The following is a 19,208-nucleotide window of genomic DNA, read 5'->3' as shown; positions in this document are numbered from 1 at the left end:
GGTGCGGCGATCACCAGGGACGCCCCGACCTGCAGCGGCCAGAACAGCTCCCACACCGACACGTCGAACGTCACCGGCGTCTTCTGCAGAACGACGTCCGAGCTGGTCAGGGCATATTCGTGCTGCATCCACAGCAGACGGTTCACGATCGCGCCGTGCGTGACCGCGACGCCCTTCGGACGGCCCGTCGAGCCGGACGTGAAGATCACGTACGCCGTGTTCGCCGCGGACAGCGGCCGGAGCCGGTCCCGATCGGTGAGCGGCGCGCTGCCGTACCGGGAGAGGTCCTCGGAGGCGACGTCGATGACGGGGACCGAGCCGCTGTCGGCGAGTCCGGCACCGCTGACCAGCACACATGCGGGCCGTGCGGTGTCGAGCACATACGCGGTGCGCTCGGCCGGATGGTCCGGATCGATCGGCAGGTAGGCACCGCCGGCCTTGACGACGGCGTGGATTCCGACGAGCAAATCGATCGAACGGCGCATCGCCACCGCCACCACCGACTCGGGGCCGACGCCCTGTTCGATCAGTCGGCGCGCCAGCCTGTTCACGCGGGCGTCGAAGCTCGCGTAGGTCAGCTCCTCCCGGTCGCAGACCACAGCGATCCGGTCGGAGTCGGTCGCCACCGCCGCGTCGACCAGCGACGCGAGGGTGCCGGCGGGCACGGGGTGCGACGTCGCGTTGGTGCCGGCGATCTGTTTCCGTTCACCGCTGCCGAGGACGTCGAGGTCGCCGACCGCGGTGCCCGGACTGTCGACCGCCGCCCGTAGCACCTGCAGGAACCGCTGCCCGAACACGTGCGCGGACGGTTCGTCGAACAGGTCGGCGGCGTACGTGAGGCGGGCGGCGATCCCGCCGGGGCCTCCCTCGGAGTCGAACTGTTCCATCAGGGTGAGTTGCAGGTCGAACTTGGCGATGTCCACGTCGAAGTCGACACCGCTCACCGACAGGTCGCCGAGTTCCAGTGTCGCCTGGTCGAGGTTCTGGAACGTGAGCATCACCTGGAACAAGGGGTGCCGCCCGGTGGACCGCGACGGATTGACGACCTCGACGAGGCGCTCGAACGGGACGTCGGCGTGGGAGAACGCGGCGAGATCGGTCTCGCGCACGTCGGCGAGGAGTTCGGCGAACGTGCGCGCGCCCTCGACGTGCTGTCGCAGGACCAGCGTGTTGACGAACATGCCGATCAGGTCGTCGAGTTCGCGTTCGCCGCGGCCCGCGACGGGGGTTCCGATCGCGATGTCCGCGGAACGGGCGAGCCGGCTCAGTAGCACCGCGAGCGCCGAGTGCACCACCATGAACACGGACGCGTTCGCGTCCCGCGCCGCACCCAGCAGCGTGCCGTGCAGATCGGACGGCACGGTGAAGTCGACGGTGCCGCCCCGGTACGACGCGACCGCGGGACGCGGCCGGTCGGTGGGCAGATCCAGCTGATCCGGGGCGCCCGCGAGGGTCTGCGTCCAGAACGCGAGTTGCCGCGCCGATACCGAGTCGGGGTCGGTGTCGTCGCCGAGGAGGGCCCGCTGCCACAGTGCGTAGTCGGCGTACTGCACCGGCAGAGGCGCCCAGTCCGGGCTCGCGCCCGCCGACCGCGCCGCGTACGCCGCCATCACGTCCCGCACCATCGGCGCCATCGACCAGCCGTCGCCGGAGATGTGGTGCACGACCACCGCGAGGACGTGTTCCGTCGCGGAGATCCGGAAGATCCGCACCCGTACCGGAACCTCCGCGGTGACGTCGAATCCGGTGGTTACCAGGTCGGCGATCAAGGTGGGCAGTGCGGTCTCGTCGGTCGCGACGACGGACGCGTCATCGACCCGGTCGGCGGGCAGGATCACCTGGTGCGGGCCGTCGGCGGAGTCMGGGTAGATCGTCCGCAGCGACTCGTGCCGGTGGAGGACGTCGGTGACCGCGTGCTGCAGTGCGTCGACGTCCAGGACGCCCGACAGCCGGACCGCCACTGGGATGTTGTGCACGGCGGAGTTCGGGTCGAACCGGTTGAGGAACCACATCCGTTGCTGCGCCGAGGACAGCGGGAGCCGTTCGGGGCGCACTGTCGGGGTCAGCGCCGGGCGGGTGGGTGCGGTCGCGTCCGTCGAGTCCAGCAGCGACGCAAGGGCACCGACGGCAGGCGCCTCGAACAGGGACCGAATCTCGACGCGGCGACCGAGCGTCGCGGACAGCCGGGCGACCACCCGGGTGGCGACGAGGGAGTTGCCACCGAGGTCGAAGAAGTTCGCGCCGGTGCCGACTTCCTCGACGCCGAGTACGTCGGTGTACACGGCGGCGACGATCTCCTCGGTCGGTGTTGCGGGCGCGCGGTATTCGACTGCCGTCGAGGCGAAGTCGGGTGCGGGGAGCGCCTTGCGGTCGAGTTTCCCGTTCGCGGTCAGCGGCAGTTCCGCGAGCACGACGAGGGCGGCGGGCACCATGTAGCTCGGTACTGCGGCGCCGACGTCGGCCAGCACCGCGACGGGGTCGACGGTCGAGCCGTCCTCGGGGACGGCGTAGGCGACCAGGGCGGTCCCGGTGTGGTGGTTCTGGTGGGCGACCACGACGGCCTGCCCCACCCCGGCGGACCGCACCAGCGCCGATTCGATCTCGCCGAGTTCGATGCGGAATCCGCGGACCTTCACCTGGAAGTCGGAGCGCTCGAGGTACTCGAGGACCCCCTTCGCGTCCCGGACGCGCCAGCGGACCACGTCACCGGTGCGGTAGAGCCGTGAACCGGGTGCGCCGAACGGGTTGGCGACGAAACGCTCGGCCGTCAGATCGGTGCGGGCCACGTAACCGCGGGCCAGCTGGTCACCGGCCAGGTACAGCTCCCCCGCCACCCCGACGGGAACCGGGTTCAGCCGGGCGTCCAGCACGAACGCCTGCGTGTTCCATTCCGGTCCGCCGATGGGGACGGTGTCGGCGTCGCCGTCGGTGTGGGTCCAGGCGGTCACGGACACGGCCGCTTCGGTCGGCCCGTACAGGTTGTGCAGGGCAACGGAGCCGAACCGGCTGCGGAAACGGGCGGCCGTGTCGGCGGGCAGCGCCTCACCGATGCACAGGACCCGGCGCAGGGCCGGCTGCTCCCCCGCACCCGGGGTGAATGCCTCCAGCAGGGACGGCACGAAATGCGCTGTCGTGACGCGCTGCTGACGCATGAGGTCCGCCAGGTAGGCCGGGTCGCGGTGACCGTCCGGGCGCGCGATGACGAGCCGGGCACCCGCCGTCAGCGGCCAGAACAGTTCCCACACCGACAGGTCGAACGTGACCGGCGTCTTCTGCACGACCGCGTCGGTGGTGTCGAGCGGGTATTCGTGCTGCTTCCAGCGGAGTTGGTTCGCGATGGCGGCGTGCGACACCCCGACGCCCTTGGGTCGGCCGGTGGACCCGGACGTGAAGATCAGGTACGCCGTGTTCTCCGGTCGCAGCGGCGCGCGGCGGTGCGCGGCGGTCACGGGTCCGCGCGGGGCGAGGTCGAGGGTGTCGATCTCGAGTACGGGGACGTTCTCGGCGGTGAACCCGTCCGCGGACGTGGTGAGGATGCACACCGGGCGTGCCGTCTCCAGCACGTACGCCAGTCGGTCTGCCGGATGGCCGAGATCGATCGGCAGGTACGCGCCACCGGCCCGCAGCACCGCGTACATCCCGGCGAGCAGTTCGATCGACCGGTTCATCGCCAGCCCCACCACCGCTTCCGGCCCCACGCCTGCATCGATCAGCCGGTGGGCGAGCGCGTCGACGCGCCGGTCGAACTCGGCGTACGTCAGTACGGTGCCCTCGAAGAAGACCGCGGGGTCGTCGGGTGTGCGCACCACCTGAGCGGAGAACAGGTCGGGGAGGGTCGTCGGCGGCAGATCGACAGCGGTGTCGTTGAATTCCGTGATCACCGACTGCCGTTCGGCGTCGTCGAGCAGGTCGATGGCACCGACCGCGATGTCCGGGTTCTGCACGACCGACCCGAGGATGCGGGTGAACCGTTCCGCGAACGCCCGGACGGTCGCGTCGTCGAAGAGGTCGGTGGCGTAGGTGAACTGGGCCTCGATCACGTCCGGGGTGCCGTCCGCGTCGTGCTTCTCCGACAGTGTCAGGTGCAGATCGAAGTTGGAGATCGTGTTCGGCACGTCGAGTCCCTCGACGTGCAGGCCGGGAAGTTCGAGTGTGGTGGCGGCGAGGTTCTGGAACGAGAACGCCACCTGGAACAGCGGGTGGTGTGAGCGCGAGCGCGCCGGGTTCAGCACGTCGACGAGGCGCTCGAACGGGATGTCCGAGTGCGCGAACGCGCTCAGGTCGGTGGACCGTGCGACGTTCAGGCTGTCCGCGAACGAACTCTCGAGGTCGACGTGGGTGCGCAGAACCAGGGTGTTCACGAACATGCCGACGAGTTCGTCGAGGGATTCCTCGCCGCGGCCGGCGATGGGCGCGCCGACGGCGATGTCGGATTCGTTGCTCAGTCGCGCGAGCAGCACCGCGAGCGCGGTGTGCATCACCATGAACAGGGAGGTGTTGCGGCCGCGCGCGAGGGTCAGCAGTGCGCGGTGGGTGTCGGCGTCGATGGTGAACGGCACGTGCGCGCCCCGGTGGGAGGCGACAGCGGGCCGGGGGCGGTCGGTCGGCAGGGACACCCGGTCCGGCAGACCGTCCAGGGCGCGGGTCCAGTACGCGATCTGTTCGGCGGCAACCGATTCGGGATCGGACTCGTCGCCGAGGAGTTCCCGCTGCCACAGGCTGTAGTCGGCGTACTGCACCGGCAGCGGCGTCCACAGGGGGACGTGTCCCTCGGTGCGGGCGGTGTAGGCGAGCATGACGTCGCGGGCCAGCGGGGCGAGCGACCAGCCGTCCCCCGAGATGTGGTGGGCGACCATGACGAGCACGTAGTCGTCGGCGCCGACGCGGTACATCCGCGCCCGCAGCGGCACGTCCGAGGTGACGTCGAAGCCCGTCGTCACGAGTGCGAGCACCCGTCCGAGGATGTCGTCGGGGTGCGCCGGCACCGGGGTCAGGTCAGGCACCGCGTCGGCGGCGGGCACTATCATCTGGTGCGGGCCGTCGGCGGAATCGGGGTAGACGGTGCGCAGCGCCTCGTGCCGTCCGACGAGATCGGCGATGGCGATCTGCATGGCGCGCAGGTCCACCTCACCCGACAGCCGGAGTGCGACCGGCAGGTTGTAGGCCTGTGACGCGGTGTCGAACTGGTTGATGAACCACATCCGCTGCTGGGCGAGCGACAGCGGAATGTGTTCGGGGCGAACCCTCGCCGTCAGTGCGGGCCGCCGTGCACCGTGAGTGGTGGTCTCGGTGATCCGCGCCGCGAGCGCGGCGACGGTGGGCGATTCGAACACCTCACGGACCCCGACGTGGACGTCGAGGGCGGCGTTGATCCGCGACACCACCTGGGTTGCGAGCAGCGAGTTGCCGCCGAGGTCGAAGAAGCTGTCGTGGATGCCGATCTCGGGCAGGGCGAGGATGTCCGCGAAGATGCCGGCGACGATCACCTCCATCGGGTTGCGCGGCGCCTCGAACGTCGTGGCCGCGGCGGCGAAGATCGGTTCGGGCAGCGCGGCCCGGTCCAGTTTGCCCGCCGGGGTGAGCGGCAGGGCGTCGAGGAGGGTGACAGACGCGGGCACCATGTACGCGGGCAGGGTGCGGCCGACGAAATTCGCGACCTCGACGCGGTCGACGTCCTCACCGGTGAACGGCAGCACGTACGCGACGAGGGAGGTCTCCCCGTTCGGGTGCTCGTAGCCGACCGTGGTGGCGTATTCGATCTGCGGGTGTGCGGTGAGGGCGGCGTCGATCTCGCCGAGTTCGATGCGGAATCCGCGGATTTTCACCTGGTGGTCGGTGCGGCCGACGAAATCGAGGACGCGGTTCTCCCGCCACCGGACGAGGTCGCCGGTGCGGTACATGAGGTCGCCGGGCTCGCCGTACGGGTCGGCGACGAAGCGTTCGGCGGTCAGTCCGGGCCGTCCGAGGTAGCCGCGGGCCAGGCTCGGTCCCCCGACGTACAGTTCGCCCGGCACCCCCACCGGCACCGGACGCAGCCGCCCGTCCAGCACGAGTGCCCGCACCCCGCGGCTCGGACCGCCGATGGTGACCGGTTCGCCGGCGCGGAGGGGTTCGGTGATGGACGACATGATCGTCGCCTCACTGGGGCCGTATGCGTTGACCATGCGGCGTCCGGGCGCCCAGCGGGCGACCAGTTCCGGCGGGCACACGTCACCGGCGACGACGACCACGGCGAGGTCACCCAGCCCGCGGTGGTCCACCGACGCCAGCGCCGCCGGGGTCGAGAACGCATGGGTGATGCGTTCCGCCGCGAGCAGTTCCGCGAGTTCCGATCCGCCGTAGATCGTGGGCGGCGCGATGACCATCGTGGCTCCCGCGCCGAGTGCCATCAGCATCTCGAACACGGAGGCGTCGAAGCTCGGCGACGCGAAATGCAGTGTCCGCGAACGGGACGTGACACCGAGCAGCTCACGCTCGTCGGTCACCAGGTTCATCAGACCGCGGTGCGTCACCGCGACCCCCTTGGGCCTGCCGGTCGATCCCGACGTGTAGATGACGTACGCCACCTGGTCGGACAGGATCGGCCGCATGCGGTCGCGGTTGGTGAGCGGCAACCGGGACTCGTGGGTGCAGTGCACCTCGAGTGCCGGGTCGTCGAGGAGCATCCACCGGATCGAGTCCGGGAGCAGTGCCTGCTTCCCGGACACGGTGATCCCGACCATCGCCCCGGAGTCCTGCACCATGTGCAGGATGCGGTCCGCGGGGTAGCCGGGGTCGACGGGCACGAAGGCGGCACCGGTCTTGGCCACCGCCCAGACGGCCACCACCGATTCGAAGGACCGGGGCAGCGCCAGCGCGACCCGGGTTTCGGGTCCCACTCCCCTGTCCACCAGCAACCGGGCCAGCTGGTTCGACCGTTCGTCGAGGTCCCGGTACGTCAGGCCGGCACCGTCGAAGACGACGGCGAGGCCGTCGGGTGCTGCGGCGACGGCGTCGGCGAGGATCTCGGGCAGCATCTGCACGGGCCGCGGGTCGGCGCCGCGGACCGGGGTGAGCGCCGCGTATTCGTCTTCGCCGAGAACGGGGATGTCGCCGATCGGCCGCTGCGGGTCGGCGACGACCGCCTCGAAGATCCGGCGCAGCCGGGTCGCGTATCCGGCGGCGGTGCTGTCGTCGAAAATGTCGGTCGCGTAGATGAGTTCGGCGTCGATGCCCGCCGGCTCGGTCGTGTCGTCGAGCCGCTCGGTGAGCGTGAAGTGCAGATCGAACTTGGCGATGCTCGCGTCGAGGGCGAGCGGTTCCACCGACAGTCCGTCCAGCTCCAGTCCGTCGGCGGACACGGCCTGCACACCGAGCGCCACCTGGAACAGCGGGTGGTGCGAGGTGGAGCGGACCGGGCTCAGGACCTCCACCAGCCGCTCGAAGGGCAGGTCGGCGTGGGCGAACGCCTCGAGGTCGACGTCCCGCGCCTGCTCGAGCAGCGACACGAACGACGCTCCCGGATCCAGCGTCGTCCGCAGGACGAGGGTGTTGACGAACATGCCGATGATGTCGTCGAGTTCGGCCCGGCCGCGGCCCGCGACGGCGGTGCCGACGGCGATGTCGCCGGTGGTGCTGAGGCGCCCCAGCAGGACGCTGAGCGCGGCGTGGGCGACCATGAAGATGCTGGCGCCGTGCGCCCGTGCCAGCTCGGCCAGGGCCCGGTGCGTGCCGGCGTCCAGGGTGAAACGGGTCGCCGCACCCCGATGTGACGGCACCGCAGGCCTGCCCCGGTCGCCGGGCAGGTACAGCTGGTCCGGGACACCGGCGAGCGTGCGGGTCCAGTAGTCCAGTTGCGCGGCGGCGAGGCTACCCGGGTCGGACTCGGCGCCGAGCACCTCCCGCTGCCACAGCGCGTAATCGGCGTACTGCACCGACAGCGGTGCCCAGGTGGGCGGATGGCCCGCGGCACGGCTCGCGTACGCGATCATCACGTCGCGGATCAGCGGTTCCATCGACACGCCGTCCGCGGAGATGTGGTGGACGACGAGGGCGAGCACGTGCTCGGCGTCGCCCAGCGAATACACCTTCACCCGCAGCGGCACCGCCTGGGAGACGTCGAAACCGGCCAGGAGGAACTCCTGGAGATCCGCGCGCAAACCGGTCTCGCTCACCTGGACCGGTACGACGTCGGGGGTGAAGTCCCCGGGCGCGAGGATCACCTGGTGCGGCCCACCCCGGGAATCGGGGAAGACGGTCCGCAGCGATTCGTGCCGGGCGATCAGGTCACCGATCGCCGCGGCCAGCGCCGCCGTGTCCAGCGGGCCGGTCAACCGGACCGCTGCGGGCAAGTTGTAGGCGGGTGAGGACGTTTCGAACTGGTTGAGGAACCACATCCGCTGCTGCGCCAGCGACAGCGGGATCCGGTCGGGGCGGACCGCCGCCGTCAGCGGTGCGATCGCAGTGGACGGATCGTGCTGGTCGAGTCGCCGGGCCAGGGCCGCGACGGTGGGGGCGTCGAACACGTCGCGGATCGCGATCCGCGTCTGCGTCGCCACACCGATGCGGGTGCTGAGTTTGGTGGCGGACAGCGAGTTGCCGCCGAGGTCGAAGAAGTTGTCGTCGACACCGACGCGGGGAACGCCGAGGAGTTCGGCGAAGACGGCCGCCACGACACGCTCCGACGCGGTGCGCGGCGCCGTGTATTCCGCTTTACCCGCGAATACCGGTGCGGGCAGGGCATTTTGGTCCACCTTGCCGTTCGGCGTCACCGGCAGTTCGGTCAGCGGGACCAGCAGCGACGGAACCATGTAGGAGGGCAGGCTGCCCGCTGCCTCGGCGAGGACGGCGTCGCGGTCCAGTGCGATGTTGCCGCGCGGCACGACGTACCCGACCAGGTGCTCGCCGGTGTGCGGGTCCGAGTGCGGGACGACGACCGCCTGCTCCACGTCCTCGTGCCGGAGCAGCGCGGAGACGATTTCGCCGAGTTCGATGCGGAATCCGCGGACCTTCACCTGGAAGTCGGTGCGCCCGAGGTACTCGAGCAGGCCCGCCGCGGTCCAGCGGACGAGGTCGCCGGTGCGGTACAACCGTGCGCCGCACGTCGAGAAGGGGTCGGCGACGAAGCGTTCGGCGGTGAGGTCGGGGCGGCCCAGGTATCCGCGGGCGAGTTGGACACCGCCGAGGTACAGCTCTCCCGCCACCCCGGCAGGCACCGGACGGAGGTGATCGTCGAGGACGAGGGTGCTGGTGTTCCAGACGGGCAGGCCGATCGGGACGGTGTCGGAGTTGTCGGACCGGGCCGCGAAGAACGTGGTGGTCACCGCCGCCTCGGTGGGTCCGTACGTGTTGTCGATCTCGGCGGGATGGGATGCCCGGAAGTCGTCGATCGTCTCCGGGGACACCGCTTCGCCGCCGACCAGCACGTGCCGCAGCGCCGGCAGGCCGGTCACGCCGGGCCCGGACGTGAGGGCCGCCAGCATCGCCGGCACGAAGTGCACGACGGTGACGCCGTGCGTGCGGAGGACGTCCGCGAGGTACTGGGGGTCGCGGTGTCCGTCGGGTTCGGCGATGACGAGCCGGGTGCCGGCGGCGAGCGGCGCGAAGCATTCCCACACCGACACGTCGAACGTCACCGGAGTCTTCAGCAGCATCGTGTCGGTGGTGCCGAGCGCGTACTGCTCACGCAGCCACTCGAGTTGCGCCGTGATCGCCGCATGGGAGACGGCCACGCCCTTGGGCCGTCCCGTGGATCCGGATGTGAAGAGGACGTACGCCGTGTTGTCCGGGCGCAGCGGTGCGATCCGTTCGCCGGTACGGATCGGTTCCCCGCCGAACGCGGCCGGGTCGAGGTCGTCCGGTGCGATCGCTCGCACTCCGTGCCGGGTGGCTTCGGTCTGCGTGAGCAGGTCGCTGCCGGTGAGCACCAGGGACGCGCCGGACTGTTCGACGATGTCGCGGTTGCGTTGCTCCGGTTGACCGGGGTCGAGTGGGGTGTAGGCGCCGCCGGCCTTCACCACGGCGTGGACGGCGACGAGCAGGTCGAGCGACCGCGGGATCTCCACCGCCACGACGACGTCGGGCCCCACACCCTCGCCGATGAGCCTGCGTGCGAGTCGGTTCGCCCGGGCGTCGAACTCGGCGTACGTCAGGGTCGTGCCGCGCCAGAGCACGGCGGGGGCGTCCGGGGTCGCCCGTACCTGTTCGTCGAGCAGACCGGTGAGGGTGGAGTGCACGGTGTCCCGTGTCGCGCCGTGCGACTGGGCGAGGAGACGCAGCCGGGTGTCGTCGCCGAGCAGGTCGAGGTCGCCGACCGGGATTCGCGGATCGCAGGCCAGCCCGGACAGCACCCGGAGGTAGGACTCGCCGATCCGCAGCGCGGTGTCCGCGTCGAAAAGGTCCTTGGCGTAACCGAGGTCGAGGTCGAGTCCCGCCGGGTTCCCGTCCTCGTCGTGGCGTTCACCGAGCACGAAGTTCAGGTCGAACTTGGCGATCGGCGACTCGATGTCGAGTGCGGACACCTCCAGTCCCGGCAGTTCGAGCGTCGGCGTCTGYAGGTTCTGCAGTGCGAGCGCCACCTGGAACAGCGGGTGGAACGCGGTGGAGCGGGTCGGGTTGATCGCGTCGACCAATTGCTCGAACGGCACGTCGACGTGGGAGAACGCCTCGAGGTCGACGCGCCTGACCTGGTCGAGCAGTGCGGCGCCCGTCGAGTCCGGTCGCACGTCGGTGCGCAGCACCACGGTGTTGACGAACATGCCGACGAGTCCGTCGAGGGACTGCTCGCCGCGGCCCGCGACGGACGTTCCGATAGCGACGTCGGGACCGGCACCCATCCGCGACAGCAGTGCGGCCAGTGCGGTGTGGACGACCATGAACAGGCTGGCGTGGTGGGCGCGCGCCAGGTCCTGCAGGCGCTGGTGGATGTCGCCGTCCAGGGTCAGTCGCGCCGTTCCGCCGCGGTGCGACGGTGCCGGTGGACGGGGACGGTCGGTGGGCAGTGCGACCTGATCCGGCAGACCCGCCAGTGTCCGCTTCCAGTACGCGATCTGACCGGCTGCGAGCGACTGCGGATCGTCGGCGTCGCCCAGCAGGTTCCGCTGCCACATCGCGTAGTCCGCGTACTGCACCGGCAACGCGTTCCACGCCGGGGCGTCGCCGGCGGTCCGGGCCGCGTAGGACGTCATCACGTCGGAGGCGAGGGGGATGAACGACCAGCCGTCCGCGGAGATGTGGTGGACGACGAACAGGAGGATGTGCTCCGACCGGCTCTCACGGAACAGGTGGACCCGCAGCGGGAGGTCGGTGGAGACGTCGAACCCGGCGGAGGCGTGGCGCAGGATCGCACCGGTGAGGTCTTCACCGGACAGGCGGATGGGCGTCAGATCGAGGGGGATCGACTCCACCGCGGCGATCACCTGATGCGGACCGTTCTCGGTCGCCGGGTAGACGGTGCGCAGTGCCTCGTGACGGGCCAGGACGTCGCCGAGTGCCATGCGCAGGGTGGCGACGTCGATCCGGCCGGACATGCGCAGCGCGAGCGGAATGTTGTAGGCGGCCGAGGAGGTGTCGAACTGGTTGAGGAACCACATCCGTTGCTGCGCCGGCGACAGCGGGATCGTCGCGGGCCGATCACCGGCGACGAGGGCAGGTCGCTCGGCCGTCGTGTCGGACGCTGCGGCGGTCGCGAGTGCGCGCACGGTGGGGTTGTCGAACAGGGTGCGGACGGAGATGCGTGTTCCCAGTGCCGAACCGACGCGGGAGACGACCTGGGTGGCGGACAGCGAGTTGCCGCCGAGGTCGAAGAAGTTGTCGTCGAGTCCGATGGACGGCTCCCCCACGACGTCGGCGAATACGGCGGCGATCGCCTGCTCGGCCGCAGTCTGCGGTGCCGTGAACGCGCTGCGGCGCGCGAAGACGGGTGCGGGCAGCGCGTTGCGGTCGAGTTTGCCCGCCGGCGTCAACGGCAACACGTCGAGGACCATGATCGCCGAGGGCACCATGTACCCCGGCAACCGCTGCCCCGCGAACTCCACCAACACCCGGTCGTCGACCACCGCACCTGGCGCGGCAAGCACATACGACACCAAGCGAGTATTTCCGGTGCCGTCGTCGACCCCGACCGTGTGGGCGAACTCCACCACCGAATGCGCAGCCAACACCGCATCGATCTCACCCAACTCGATCCGGAACCCCCGGACCTTCACCTGAAAATCACTACGGCCCAAAAACTCCAGAACCCGAGACCCGCCCGGCGAGGCCACCCACCGCACCACATCCCCCGTGCGATACATCCGGCCACCCGCGCCGAACGGCGACGCCACAAACCGTCCCGCCGTCAACCCCGCCCGGCGCACATACCCCCGAGCCAAGCTGGAGCCGAGGACATACAGTTCACCGCGCACCCCCACCGGCACCGAACGCAACCGGTCATCGAGGACAACGAGATCGACACCCACGGTCGGTGACCCGATAGTCACCGGCTGCCCGGACACCATCGGTCCGGTCGCGGACGACATGATCGTCGTCTCACTCGGACCGTACGCATTGACCATCACCCGGCCCGGCGCCCACCGCGCCACCAACTCCGGCGGACACACATCACCCGCCACCACCACAGTCCGCAGATGSTCSAGACCRCGGTGATCCAGCGACGCCAACGCCGCCGGCGTGCAGAACGCATGCGACACCTCGTGGTCGGCCAMAAACTCCGCCAACTCCGACCCACCAAAAATCGTGGTCGGCGCCACCACCAGCGTCGCCCCCGCACACACCGCCATCACCAACTCGAACACCGACGCATCGAAACTCGGCGACGCGAAATGCAACACCCGCGAACCCGCCGACACCACCAGACGGWCCCGCTCGTCCGCCGCCAGATTCACCAGACCCCGGTGCGTGACCGCCACACCCTTCGGCCGTCCCGTCGACCCCGACGTGTAAATCACGTACGCCGGATGATCCACCGACAATGCGGCAACCCGATCCGAATCCTGCAGGGGTTCCGGGGAGTACGACGCCAGAGCACCGATCACGGGGTCGTCGTCGAGAACGAGCCACTGCGTCGAATCCGGCAGGGTTTCCCGCAACGCCGCAGTCGTGATACCGATCGGCGCACCACAATCCTCGAGCATGTGCACGATCCGCTCGAGCGGATAACCCGGATCCACCGGAACGAACGCCGCCCCCGACTTCGCCACCGCCCACGTGCAGGTAACCGACTCCAGGGAGCGGGGCAACGCCAACGCCACCGACACCTCGGGGCCCACCTGCATGGCTGCGAGCAGTCGCGCCACACGGTTCGACTCTGCGTCCAATTCTCGGTAGGTGACGGTGCTCGTGGAGCCGCCGAGAAGTGTCGGGGCGACGAGGGCGTCACCGTCCGGGTTGCTGCGGACGGCGGCGGCGAGCAGATCCGGCAGCGTGACCGGTGCGAGCCCGGGGCGGCCGTGTGCCGGGACCAGACCTTGCCGTTCGGTGTCGTGGAGTAGATCGAGGTCCCCGACCGCGGTATCCGCGTTGGACGTCACGGCCTCGAGAATCCGCTGCAGCCGCCACGCGAAGTCGCGGACGGTGGACTCGTCGAACAGGTCGGTGGCGTAGACGAATTCGGCACGCATCCCGGACGGCGAGCCCGTGTGATCGAGTTCCTCGCCCAGTGTCAGCTGGAGGTCGATCTTGGCGACCCCCGGATCGACGTCCTCCACGCCGATCCGCAATCCCGGCAGTTCGTAGTCCGCTGACTGCAGCGGGTTCATCGACAGCGCGACCTGGTAGATGGGGTGATGCGCCGCGGTGCGTGTCGGGGCGAGGACGTCGACCAGCCGCTCGAACGGGACGTCGGCGTGGGCGAACGCTGCGAGGTCGGTGTCGCGCACCGTACGGAGCATATCGGCGAAACTGTCTCCGCCACGCACGGCTGTGCGCAGAACTAAAGTGTTGACGAACATTCCGACGAGGTCGTCGAGGGCGCGTTCGCCGCGGCCGGCGATCGGGGTGCCGATCGCGACGTCGCCGGTGGCCGACAGTCGTCCCATCAGCAGCGCGAAGGCGGCGTGGGCGACCATGAACGTGGTGGCCCCGTGTTCCCGGGCGAGTCGTCGAATGCGCCGGTGGGTTTCGGGGTCGATGCCGAAGCGCACCGTTCCCCCGGTGAACGTCGGTTGCGCGGGGCGTGGCCGGTCGAAGGGCAGGGGCAGTTCGTCGGGCGCGCCGGCGAGCGTGCGCGTCCAGAATCCGAGTTGCGTGGCCATCACGGATTCCGGGTTGTCTTCGCTGCCGAGGACGTTCCTCTGCCACACGCTGAAGTCGGCGTACTGGACCTCGAGCGGCGCCCACTGCGGGGCGTTGCCCTCCGCGCGGGCCGCGTAGGCGACCATGACGTCGCGGCCGAGTGGTCCGAAAGACCAGCCGTCGGCCGCGATGTGGTGCAGCGAGATGGCCAGGACGTGTTCGGTGGGCGCGGTGCGGAACAGGGTGGCCCGTACCGGTGTCTCGGCGGTGACGTCGAATCCGCGGGACGCGAACGCCGCCATCCCGCCGGGGAGATCGTCTTCGGTGACGTCGACCGGAGGCAGTGTCACGGTGACGTCGGCGGCGGCCAGTACGACCTGCTCGGGGCCGTCCCCGCCATTCGGGAACACCGTGCGCAGCGACTCGTGGCGTTCGACGACGTCGTCGAACGCGGCCGCCAACGCTGCGGTGTCGACGACGCCGGAGAGGCGCACCGCGAACGGCAGGTTGTAGGCCGGGGAGCCGGCGTCGAACTGGTTGAGGAACCACATGCGCTGCTGGGCGAGCGACAGCGGGATGCGGGCGGGCCGGGTCGCCGCCGTCAGGGCGGGGCGCGCGTCCGTCGTAGTGGGGTCGACGCGCAGTGCCAGGTCGGCCACGGTGGGTGCTTCGAACACGTCCCGTACCGACAGCCGGGTGCCGGTCGACTCGGCGATGCGCGCGGCGACGCGGGTGACGGACAGCGAGTTGCCGCCGAGGTCGAAGAAGCTGTCGTGGACACCGATCCGGCCGGCGCCGAGCACGCCGGCGAACACGTCGGCGAGCACCTGTTCCACCTCGTTGCGCGGTGCCACGTATTCGGTTGTATCCGAGGTGAACTCGGGTGCGGGCAGGGCCTTGCGGTCCAACTTCCCGCTCGTGTTCAACGGGAACTCGTCCAGCAACACCGTCGCCGACGGCACCATGTACGACGGCAGCGAACCCGAAGCATGCCGGCGCAGATCCTCCACATCCAGCTGACCGGCAGGCTTTCCGACCACATACGCGACCAGATGATCACCCGTGACGGCATCCGAGTAGACGACAACAGCGGCACCGGTCACCCCCGGATGCGACCGCAACACCGCCTCGATCTCACCCAACTCGATCCGCTGACCACGGAACTTCACCTGAAAATCGGTACGCCCGATGTAGTCCAGCACACCGTCCCGCCGGCGCCGCACCAGATCACCGGTGCGGTACATCCGCGACCCGACACCACCGAACGGATTCGCCACAAACCGGTCCGATGTGAGGTCGACCCGGCCCAGATACCCCCGCGCCAACTGGACGCCACCGAGGTACAACTCCCCCGGCACCCCGACCGGAACCGGGTGCAACCGCGAATCCAGCACATACGCCTGCGTGTTCCACTCCGGAACCCCGATCGGCACCGTCGCCTCGTCGGTGTCGGACGTCTCCCAGTACGTCACCGACACCGCGGCCTCCGTCGGCCCGTACAAGTTGTGCAATCCCGCCGTCGACAACTCCCCGAACCGTGTCACCGTCGCCGGCGGCAACGCCTCACCGATCACGAACACATGACGCAAGGAACCACACGAACTCGCAGGAACCGACGCAACGAACACGTCCAACATCGACGGCACGAAATCGGTGACCGTCACCCCGTGTTCGTCGATCACCTCCGCGAGATACGCCGGATCGCGGTGGCCGTCCGGAGACGCCAACACCATGGTGGCACCCACCTGCAACGGCCAGAAGAACCCCCACACCGACACGTCGAACGTCGTCGCCGTCTTCTGCAACAACACATCCCGACCGGTCAGCCCATACTCCGACTGCATCCACACCAACTGGTTCACGATCGCAGCATGCGCAACCGCCACACCCTTCGGCCGCCCCGTCGACCCCGACGTATAGATGACATACGCGGTGTTGAACGGACGCAATGGAGAAATCCGGTCGGCATCGGTGATCGGATTCGACCCGAATCCCGAGAGATCCAGGTCGTCGATGTCGAGCACCGCGAACGTGCCCGGAAGATCCCCGCGATCAGCTGACGTGCTGAGAACACAGACGGGCTGCGCCGAGTCGAGCACATACCCGATGCGATCGGCCGGATGATCCGGGTCGACCGGCACATACGCACCGCCCGCCTTCACCACCGCGTACATTCCCACCACCAGGTCCAGCGAGCGCCGCATCGCCAACGCGACCCGCGACTCCGGCCCCACACCACACCAGATCAGATACCGCGCAAGCCGATTTATCCGCTCGTCGAACTCCGCATACGACAGCGCGGCTCCCTCGAACACCACGGCCGTCGCCCCCGGAGTTAGCCCGACCTGCGCATCGAACAGATCCGGCAGGGTCGTCGCGGGGACCGCGTGTTCGGTCGAGTTCCAGTGGGTCAGTGCGGCGTGCTCGTCGGCGCCGAGTAGGGCGATGTCACCGGCCGGCGTTCTCGCGTCGGTGGTAACGAATTCAAGGATCGTGGTGAATCGGGTGGCGATGGAGGCGGCCGTGTCCTCGTCGAACAGATCGGCTGCGTACGTCAGTTGCGCAGTCATCCCGTCGGGGTCGCCTGCGGCGTCGAACCGCTCGACGAGGGTCACGTGCAGATCGAATTTCGCGACGCCGATGTCGGTGTCGAGTCCGTGCAGGGTGAGTCCGTCGAGTTCGAGTGCGGTCTGCTCGAGGTTCTGGAAGGTGAGCATCACCTGGAACAACGGATGCCGGGCCGCGTGCCGGGTGGGGCTGAGCACCTCCACCAGCCGTTCGAACGGCACGTCGGCGCGGGAGAACGCCGCGAGATCCACCTCCCGGACGTGGTCGAGCAGGTCGGTGAACGCGGACCCCGGATCGATGTGGGTCCGCAGGGCCACCGTGTTGACGAACATGCCGATCAGATCGTCGAGTTCGGGTTCGCCGCGACCGGCCACGGGGGTGCCGATGGTGACGTCGGAGGAGGCGCTGAGACGTCCGAGCAGCACGGCGAGCGCGGTGTGCATCACCATGAACAGCGTGGCCCGCCGGGACTGCGCGAGCGCCGTCAGCGCGCGGTGCGTGGACGCGTCGATGACGAAGTCGACGTGCCTACCGCGATACGACTGTTCCGCGGGTCGCAGCCGGTCCGTCGGGAGATCCAGTTCCTCGGGGATGCCCGCGAGGGTGTTCGTCCAGTAGGCGAGCTGCCGGGCGGCGAGGGATTCGGGGTCGGATTCGTCGCCGAGGAGTTCGCGCTGCCAGAGGGCGTAATCGGCGTACTGCACCGGCAGCGGCGTCCAGGTGGGGCGTTCTCCCCGGGTGCGGGCCGCGTACGCGACCATCACGTCGCGGACCATCGGTGCCATCGACCAGCCGTCACCGCAGATGTGGTGCACCACGAGTGCCAGGACGTGGTCGTCGGCGCCCACCCGAAGCAACGTGACGCGGACCGGCAGGTCTGTGGTGACGTCGAACCCCGTCGTGAAGAATCGTGCCAGGACGGTCTCCAGTTCGTCCTCGGCGATGTCTGCGACGGTCAGATTCGGTAGCGCGTCGGCAGTGTCGCGCACGACCTGGTGCGGTCCGGTCGCCGAATCCGGGAATACGGTGCGCAGCGTGTCGTGCCGTTCGATCAGGTCCGCGACGGCCGCCGCGAGCGCCACGCGGTCGAGTGCCCCGGTGAAGCGGACCGCGAACGGCAGGTTGTACGCCGGGGACGACGGATCGAACTGGTTGAGGAACCACATGCGCTGCTGGGCCGGCGACAGCGGAATCCGTTCCGGCCGTTCCCGCCGGGTCAGCGACAGTCGGGTGTCCGCACCGGTCGACTGAGACAGTCTGGCCGCGAGTTCCGCGACGGTCGGCGACTCGAACAGGTCCCGCACCGCGAGCGGGACACCCAGTTCGCCACGGATCCGGGACACCAGCTGGGTCGCGATCAGCGAGTTGCCGCCGAGGTCGAAGAAGCTGTCGTGGACGCTCACCCGGTCGAGTCCGAGTACCGTGCCGAACACCGCGGCAACGGAGTGCTCGACGCTCGTGGTCGGTGCGGTGTATTCACCCGCAGCGGAAGAGAACTCCGGCGCGGGGAGTGCCTTGCGGTCCAGCTTCCCGCTCGTGTTCAACGGGAACTCGTCGACCAGCACCGTCGCCGACGGCACCATGTACGACGGGAGCGAGCCCGAGGCATGCGCACGCAGCCCTGCGGCATCGACCGCATCACTTTGTGACGGAACCACATACGCCACCAGATGATCACCCGTGACGGCATCCGAGTAGACGACAACAGCGGCACCGGTCACCCCCGGATGCGACCGCAACACCGCCTCGATCTCACCCAACTCGATCCGCTGACCACGGAACTTCACCTGAAAATCGGTACGCCCGATGTAGTCCAGCACACCGTCCCGCCGGCGCCGCACCAGATCACCGGTGCGGTACATCCGCGCCCCGACACCACCGAACGGATTCGCCACAAACCGGTCCGACGTCAGATCCACCCGGCCCAGATACCCCCGAGCCAACTGGACGCCACCGAGGTACAACTCACCCGGCACCCCGACCGGAACCGGATGCAACCGCGAATCCAGCACATACGCCTGTGTGTTCCACTCCGGAACCCCGATCGGCACTGTCGTCTCGTCGGTGTCGGACGTCTCCCAGTACGTCACCGACACCGCCGCCTCCGTCGGACCGTACAGATTGTGCAGGCCTGCGGACGACAAGGCCCGGAACCGACTTGCGGTTTCGGGGGGAAGTGCCTCGCCGATCACGAAGACGTGCCGCAGTGTGGCGCAGGATGCCTCCGAGGCCGCGGCGACGAAGACGTCGAGCATCGACGGCACGAAATCCGTCACCGTCACCCCGTGTTCGTCGATCACCTCCGCGAGATACGCCGGATCGCGGTGGCCGTCCGGAGACGCCAACACCATGGTGGCACCCACCTGCAACGGCCAGAAGAACCCCCACACCGACACGTCGAACGTCGTCGCCGTCTTCTGCAACAACAC

The 19,208-nt window shown here is 69.3% G+C and carries 1 protein-coding gene; it reads right to left on the bottom strand.

The annotated features are described in order from the left end of the window. Positions 1-19,208: non-ribosomal peptide synthetase (locus AC1DWT_RS41400; protein WP_477925107.1), on the bottom strand; the 19,208-nt coding region annotated here is incomplete at both ends.

The sequence above is a fragment of the Rhodococcus sp. P4_B6 genome, from assembly GCF_056402215.1.
Note: the sequence above shows the minus strand (reverse complement) of the source record. Positions and strands in the feature narration are given on the sequence as shown.